This window comes from Luteibacter sp. P4_D7_3 (genome assembly GCF_056401735.1).
In genome coordinates, this window is record NZ_JBFUIT010000227.1 from 1 (window position 1) to 6,685 (window position 6,685).

The following is a 6,685-nucleotide window of genomic DNA, read 5'->3' on the forward strand; positions in this document are numbered from 1 at the left end:
GGCAGGCCCTGTTCGAGCGCCAGCGTGCCCACGGGGAGCACGCTGGTGGCGAAGCCTGCGCCGGGCCGGTCGAAGTCGGGCGGGTCGGCGAAGGCAGGTGCCGAGGCAAGGCACAGGAGGGTGGCGACGATCGGGGCGGGGCGCAGGTTCATGCGCGCATTGTGGCTATCCCGTGTCGCCGTGTCGTGCAGGCGCCTAGGGCGCCTTCACCACCGGGAAGCTCTCGCCCACCGTGACCGTGGCCTCGGCAGCGATATCGCTGGCCGAGCGGCCAAGCTTCACCGCGTACGTACCGGGCGCCACGCGCCAGCGCTTGCCTGCATCGTCGTAACGCGCCAGGGCGAGCGACTCGAGCGGAATATCGACGCGGCGGCTCGCGCCAGGCTTCAGCGACACCTTGCTCCAGCCGGCCAGACGTCGCGTGGCCGCGCCCGGGGCGGTGACGTAGACCTGCGGCACATCGGCGCCAGCGGTCTTACCGGTGTTCTTCACCGTGACGTGGGCGACGGCGTGGCCCCTGGCGTCCTTATCCACGGCAAAGTCGCTGTACGCAAAGCTCGTATAGGTCATGCCGTAGCCGAAGGCGAACAGCGGCTCGCGCCGGGTTTTCTCGAACCAGCGGTAGCCGACATCGGCGCCTTCGATGTTGTAGTCGACGTTGTCCGCCGGCTTATCCTTCGAGTACAGGCCGGCCGCCTGGATGGTCGGACGCGGAAGCTGGGTTTCGTCTTTCGGCCAGCTCATCGGCAGGCGACCCGAGGGCGCGGTCTCGCCGTACAGCAGGCGCGCGATGCCTTCGCCGCCGCCCGAGCCGGGATACCAGGCCTGCAGTACGGCACCGACGCTGTCGAGCCAGGGCATCTTCACCGCGCCATTGGTTTCCAGCACGACCACCGTTTTCGGATTGGCCTTCGCCACGGCGGCGACGAGCGCGTCCTGGCCATCGGGTAGCGCCATGTCGGCGACATCGAAGGACTCGGCAGCCCACTGCGTGACGAAGACCACGGCGACGTCGGCGCCAGCGGCGGCCTTCGCCGCGGCGGCGGGGTCGGTGCCCGGGTCGAAGCTCACCTTCGTCCCCAGCTTCTGCATGAAGGTCAGCGGCGCGGAGGCGTGGTAACGCACCGGCCCCGGCCATCCCGTCGGCTGCAGCCCCGGCACGGGGTCGCCGCCTTCGTCGGTGACAGTGGACGAGCCACCGCCGGCAAGCACGCCCTTGTCGGCGTGCGCGCCGATCACCACGACCGACTGGCCCTGGCGCGCCAGCGGCAACAGGCCGCCCTGGTTGCGCAGCAGGACGGCACCGGCCTCGAGCGTGTCGCGGGCGACCTTGCGGTCGGCGTCGTAGGGCACGGGCGTGGTGGGCTTCGTCGGGATGGGATCGTCGATGACGCCGTGCGCGATCAGGCTGCGCATGATGCGCCGGGCCATGTCGTCCAGGCGCGTCTTCGGCACCTCACCCGAGGCGACGGCGGCACGCAACGGCTTGTCGAAGAACACCTCCGCGTCGAACACCTCGCCCGCCGATTCCTGGTCGAGGCCGGCCAACGCCGCCTTGGCGCCGCTGTGCACGCCACCCCAGTCCGACATGACGAAACCCTTGAAGCCCCATTCCTGCTTCAGCACCTGGTTGAGCAGCCAGTCGTGTTCGCCGGCGTAGGTGCCGTTGACGCGGTTATACGAGGACATGACCGAACCGGGGTCGCCATGGGCGATGGCGATCTGGAACGCCAGCAGGTCGGATTCGCGCAGGGCGACCGGATCGATGTCCGAACTGAGCGTGTTGCGGCCGGATTCGAGGTCGTTGATGGCGAAGTGCTTCACCGTCGCGACGATCTTGCGTTCCTGAATGCCCTTGATGGTGGCGCCGACGATGCTGCCGGCCAGGATCGGATCCTCACCGGCGTATTCGAAGTTGCGACCGTTGCGCGGATCGCGCAGCAGGTTGACGCCGCCGGACAGCAGCACGCCGTAGCCCTTACCGCGGGCCTCGCCGCCGATCATCCGGCCGCCGGCGTGGGCCACCGCCGTGTCGAAGCTGGCGGCCGTGGCCAGTCCGGCCGGGAGCGAGATCGCACCCTTGCCGTCGATACCGGGCTTGTTCACGCCCAGCCCGGCGTCTGTTTCATTGATGGCGGGCAGGCCGAGGCGCGGCAGGGCGGGCACGTAGCCCGCGCCACCCACGGCGCCTTCAGGCACACCGTGCTTATCGCTGACAAGGCCGAAGTCGGAGCGGATCAGGCGAAATTTCTCATCGTCGGTCATGGCCGCGACGACGAGCTCGGCCCGGCGATCCACCGACAGCGAGCGATCCATCCAGGGCCGGGAAGGCGGCGTGGCCGCGCTGGCGGTGGCAGCGAGACCAGCGGTGATGGCGAAGGCGAGGGCAGTGCGGCGCGCGGTATCGGGCATGGTCACGAAGTCGATCCGGGGGGAAAGCGCCACGTTCCCTCAGTAACGTTTTCATCGCAACCCACGAGACCGCTTCGCGTTAGGCTGGAACTTGACCCGTGGCCCCGTGGACCCCACTTAAGTGATTCAATGAATTCACAAAAGTCGACAACGCTAGACGCCTTTCATCCGGCGGTTGCCGCGTGGTTCGGGAACACGTTTCCGGAGCCCACGGCCGCGCAGGTGGCTGCGTGGCCGGCGATCCGCTCCGGCCGACATACCCTCGTCGCCGCACCCACGGGGTCCGGCAAGACGCTCACCGCGTTCCTCTCGGCGATCGACATGCTGGTGCGCGAGGGTGTGCRCGACGGCGGCCTGCCGGACCGGACCACCATCCTCTACGTCTCGCCGCTCAAGGCGCTCTCGAACGATATCCGCATCAACCTCGAGGCCCCGCTGGCCGGCATTCGTGAGGAGCTGCGCAAGCAGGGGCTACCGGATCTCGAGATACGCACCGCCGTGCGCACGGGCGATACGCCATCGTCCGACCGCGAGCGCATGAAGAAGCGTCCACCGCACATCCTGGTGACCACGCCGGAGTCGCTCTACGTGCTGCTCGGCTCGGCGTCGGGCCGCGCGATGCTGGCCAACGTACGCGAAGTGATCGTCGACGAAATCCATGCCGTAGCGTCGAGCAAGCGCGGAAGTCACCTCGCGCTGTCACTGGAGCGCCTCGAATCGCTGGCGCAGCGTCGTATCACGCGGATCGGGCTTTCGGCCACGCAGAAGCCCATCGAGAAAGTGGCCGCCTTCCTCACCGGCAGTGCGAAGGAAGACTGCGCCATCATCGACATCGGCCATACGCGTAAGCGTGATCTCGCGTTGGAAGTTCCGCCGGTGCCGCTCGAAGCGGTGATGTCCAACGACATGTGGGAGCTGGTCTATAACCGGCTTTCGAACCTGATCGAGCAGCACAGCACCACCCTGATCTTCGTCAACACGCGGCGCATGGCTGAACGCGTGGCGCGACACCTTTCCGAGCGGCTCGGGCGCGAGGCGGTCACGGCACACCATGGCAGCCTGTCCCGCGAACAGCGCCTGGACGCGGAGCAACGCCTGAAGAAAGGCGAGCTGCGTGCCCTGGTCGCCACGGCCTCGCTCGAACTCGGCATCGACATCGGCGACATCGACCTGGTCTGCCAGATCGCCTCGCCACGTTCCATCGCCGCCTTCCTGCAACGAGCCGGCCGCGCCGGCCATGCCGTCGGCGGCACGCCGAAGGCGCGTTTGTTTCCGACATCACGCGACGACCTGGTCGAATGCACTGCCTTGCTCGACTGCGTGCGTCGCGGCGAACTCGATGCCCTGGTGATGCCCCTTCAGCCGCTCGACGTACTCGCCCAGCAGATCGTTGCCGAAGTCGCCTGCCAGGAATGGGACGAGGACGCGCTGTTCGACCTCGTGCGTCGCGCGTATCCGTTCCATGCACTCAAGCGCGAGACCTTCGACGAGACCGTGCGCATGCTGGCGGAGGGCTTCACCACGCGTGTCGGCCCGCGCGGTGCGTACATTCACCGCGATGCGGTCAACAAGCGCCTTCGTGAGCGACGCGGGGCAAAGCTCACCGCGGTGACCTCCGGCGGCACCATTCCGGACACGGGTGACTACAACGTCCTGCTCGAACCCCAGGCGATCGTGGTCGGTACGGTGAACGAAGACTTCGCTGTGGAAAGCCTCGCGGGTGACGTGTTCCAGCTCGGCAATCGCTCCTATCGCATCATGCGCGTGGAAATGGGCCGCCTGCGTGTGGAGGATGCGCAAGGGCAGCCACCGAACATTCCCTTCTGGCTGGGCGAAGCGCCTGGACGCACCGACGAACTCTCGATCGGTGTGTCCCGCCTGCGCACGGATATCTCGGAGAAGTTCGACGAAGGTGGCCGCGAGGCAGCGCTCGACTGGCTGACCGGCGACCTGGGCCTCAGCAAGGCGGCGGCCCAACAGGTGGTCGACTACCTGTTCCGTGCACGCGCGGCACTCGGCGCGCTGCCCACGCGCGACACCCTGGTAATGGAGCGTTTCTTCGACGAATCCGGCGGCACGCAACTCATCATCCACACGCCGTTCGGCAGCCGGATCAATCGCGCCTGGGGCCTCGCGCTGCGCAAGCGCTTCTGCCGCAAATTCAATTTCGAACTGCAGGCTGCCGCGACCGAAGACGCCATCGTGCTGTCACTGTCCACCAGCCATAGTTTCCCGCTGGAAGAAGTGGCGCGTTACCTGCATTCGAACTCCGCGGAGCACGTGCTGATCCAGGCCCTGCTCGACGCGCCGCTGTTCGGCGTGCGCTGGCGCTGGAACGCGACCACGGCACTGGCGCTGCCGCGCTTCACCGGCGGCAAGAAGGTCGCTCCCCAGCTGCAACGGATGAAGAGCGAAGACCTGCTCGCCACCGTCTTTCCCGACCAGGTRGCGTGCGCCGAAAACCTCGTCGGCGAGCGCGAGGTTCCCGACCATCCGCTGGTCAACCAGACGCTCGACGACTGCCTGCACGAAGCGATGGACTGCGAAGGTCTGCTCACCATCCTGCGCGGACTGGAATCGGGCGCCATCCGCATGCTTTCGCGCGACCTCGCCACGCCGTCGCCGCTGGCTGCCGAGATACTCAATGCCGCGCCGTATGCCTTTCTTGACGACGCGCCGTTGGAAGAGCGCCGGACACAGGCGGTGCAGTCGCGCCGCTGGAACGAGGCGGAGACGGCCGACGATCTTGGCCGGCTCGACGCCGAGGCGATCGCGGCCGTACGCGAGGAAGCATGGCCGGAAGCCCGTAACGCCGACGAAATGCATGAGGCACTCATGCTCCTTGGCGCGGTGACCGGGGACGACATGCGCGAGCATCCTTCGTGGACGGGGCTGTTACGCAGCCTGGCCAGGGACGCGCGCGCGACCGAACTGACCCACGGCGAGGTGTCGCTGTGGGTGGCCGCTGAGCGCCTGCCGACGTGGCGCGCCATCCACCCGGACGCATCGCTCTCGCCCGCGATGGCCGCCCCGGCTGAGTTCGAGGTGCAGGCATGGACGCCGGAATCCGCACTCGTCGATATCGTCCGAGGGCGCCTCGGCGGGCTTGGCCCCGTGCCGGCTCGCGTGCTCGCCTCGTCGCTCGGTGTGGATGCCGGCGCTCTCGACCTCGCGCTGACATCCCTCGAGACCGAAGGCTATGTCATGCGCGGACCGTTCTCGCCGGGCACCACGGAGGTCGAATGGTGCGAGCGCCATCTGCTCGCCCGTATCCATCGCTACACGATCGGGCGCCTGCGCCGCGAGATCGAACCGGTCGCCCCGCGCGACTTCATGCGCTTCCTGCTCGACTGGCAGCACGTGACCCGCAACACGCAGGTCGCCGGGCCCGACGCGCTGGCCGGCGTGATCGCGCAGCTCGAAGGTTTCGAGGCCGCCGCGGGTGGCTGGGAGGCCGAACTTCTGCCGGCCCGTGTCAGCGACTACAGCATCGGCTGGCTCGATGACCTTTGCCGGGCCGGTCGCGTGGTATGGAGTCGCCTTCGCCTGGGTACGGGCAGCGGTGGCCCCGTTCGTTCCACGCCCATCGTGCTGTTGCCGCGCCGGCAATTGCCGATCTGGTCGGCGGCGGCACCGGCGATCTCCGACGAATTGCCGCTGTCGTCGCGAGCGCAGGCCGTGGCCGATGCGCTTCGTGACGAAGGCGCGCTGTTCTTCGATGAGCTCGCATCGACTACGCGCTTGCTGCGCACCGAACTCGAAGACGCACTCGGCGAACTGGTGGCTGCCGGCCGCGTCACAGCGGACAGCTTTGCCGGGTTGCGAGCCCTGTTGCTCCCGGCGTCCAAGCGCAACGGCAGTCGCCAGCGCCGCGCGCGACGGCACATGATGAGTGGTATCGAGGATGCGGGGCGCTGGTCGCTTGCGCGTCGGCCGACCGAACAGCGCAACGATGCCGATGGGCTCGACCATATGGCACGCACACTGCTGCGCCGCTATGGCGTGGTCAGCTGGCGCATTCTCGAACGTGAGGCGGCCTGGTTGCCGGCATGGCGAGACCTGCGCCGGGTGTTTCATCGCCTGGAGGCACGCGGCGAAATCCGCGGCGGCCGTTTCGTCGATGGCCTGGTGGGCGAGCAGTTCGCGCTACCGGAGGCACTCGCAGCCCTGCGGCAGATCCGTCACCGCGAGCATGACGGAGAGATGGTCTGCATCGCGGGCACCGATCCGCTGAATCTTGTCGGCACAATCAGTGCCGGCGCCGCAAAGATTC

Annotated in this window: 2 protein-coding genes; one reads left to right on the forward strand and one right to left on the reverse strand. The window is 67.8% G+C overall.

What is annotated here, in order from left to right; translation table 11 throughout:
- Nucleotides 1-195: 195 nt before the first annotated feature.
- Nucleotides 196-2,445 carry a glycoside hydrolase family 3 C-terminal domain-containing protein gene (locus AC1DSN_RS16370; protein WP_477295097.1) on the reverse strand — a complete coding sequence of 750 codons (2,250 nt, stop codon included), beginning with the start codon at nucleotides 2,443-2,445 and terminating at the stop codon, nucleotides 196-198.
- A 96-nt stretch (nucleotides 2,446-2,541) separates the two neighbouring features.
- Here AC1DSN_RS16370 and AC1DSN_RS16375 point away from each other — a divergent pair.
- Nucleotides 2,542-6,685: DEAD/DEAH box helicase (locus AC1DSN_RS16375; RefSeq protein ID WP_477331696.1), on the forward strand; the 4,144-nt coding region annotated here is incomplete at its 3' end.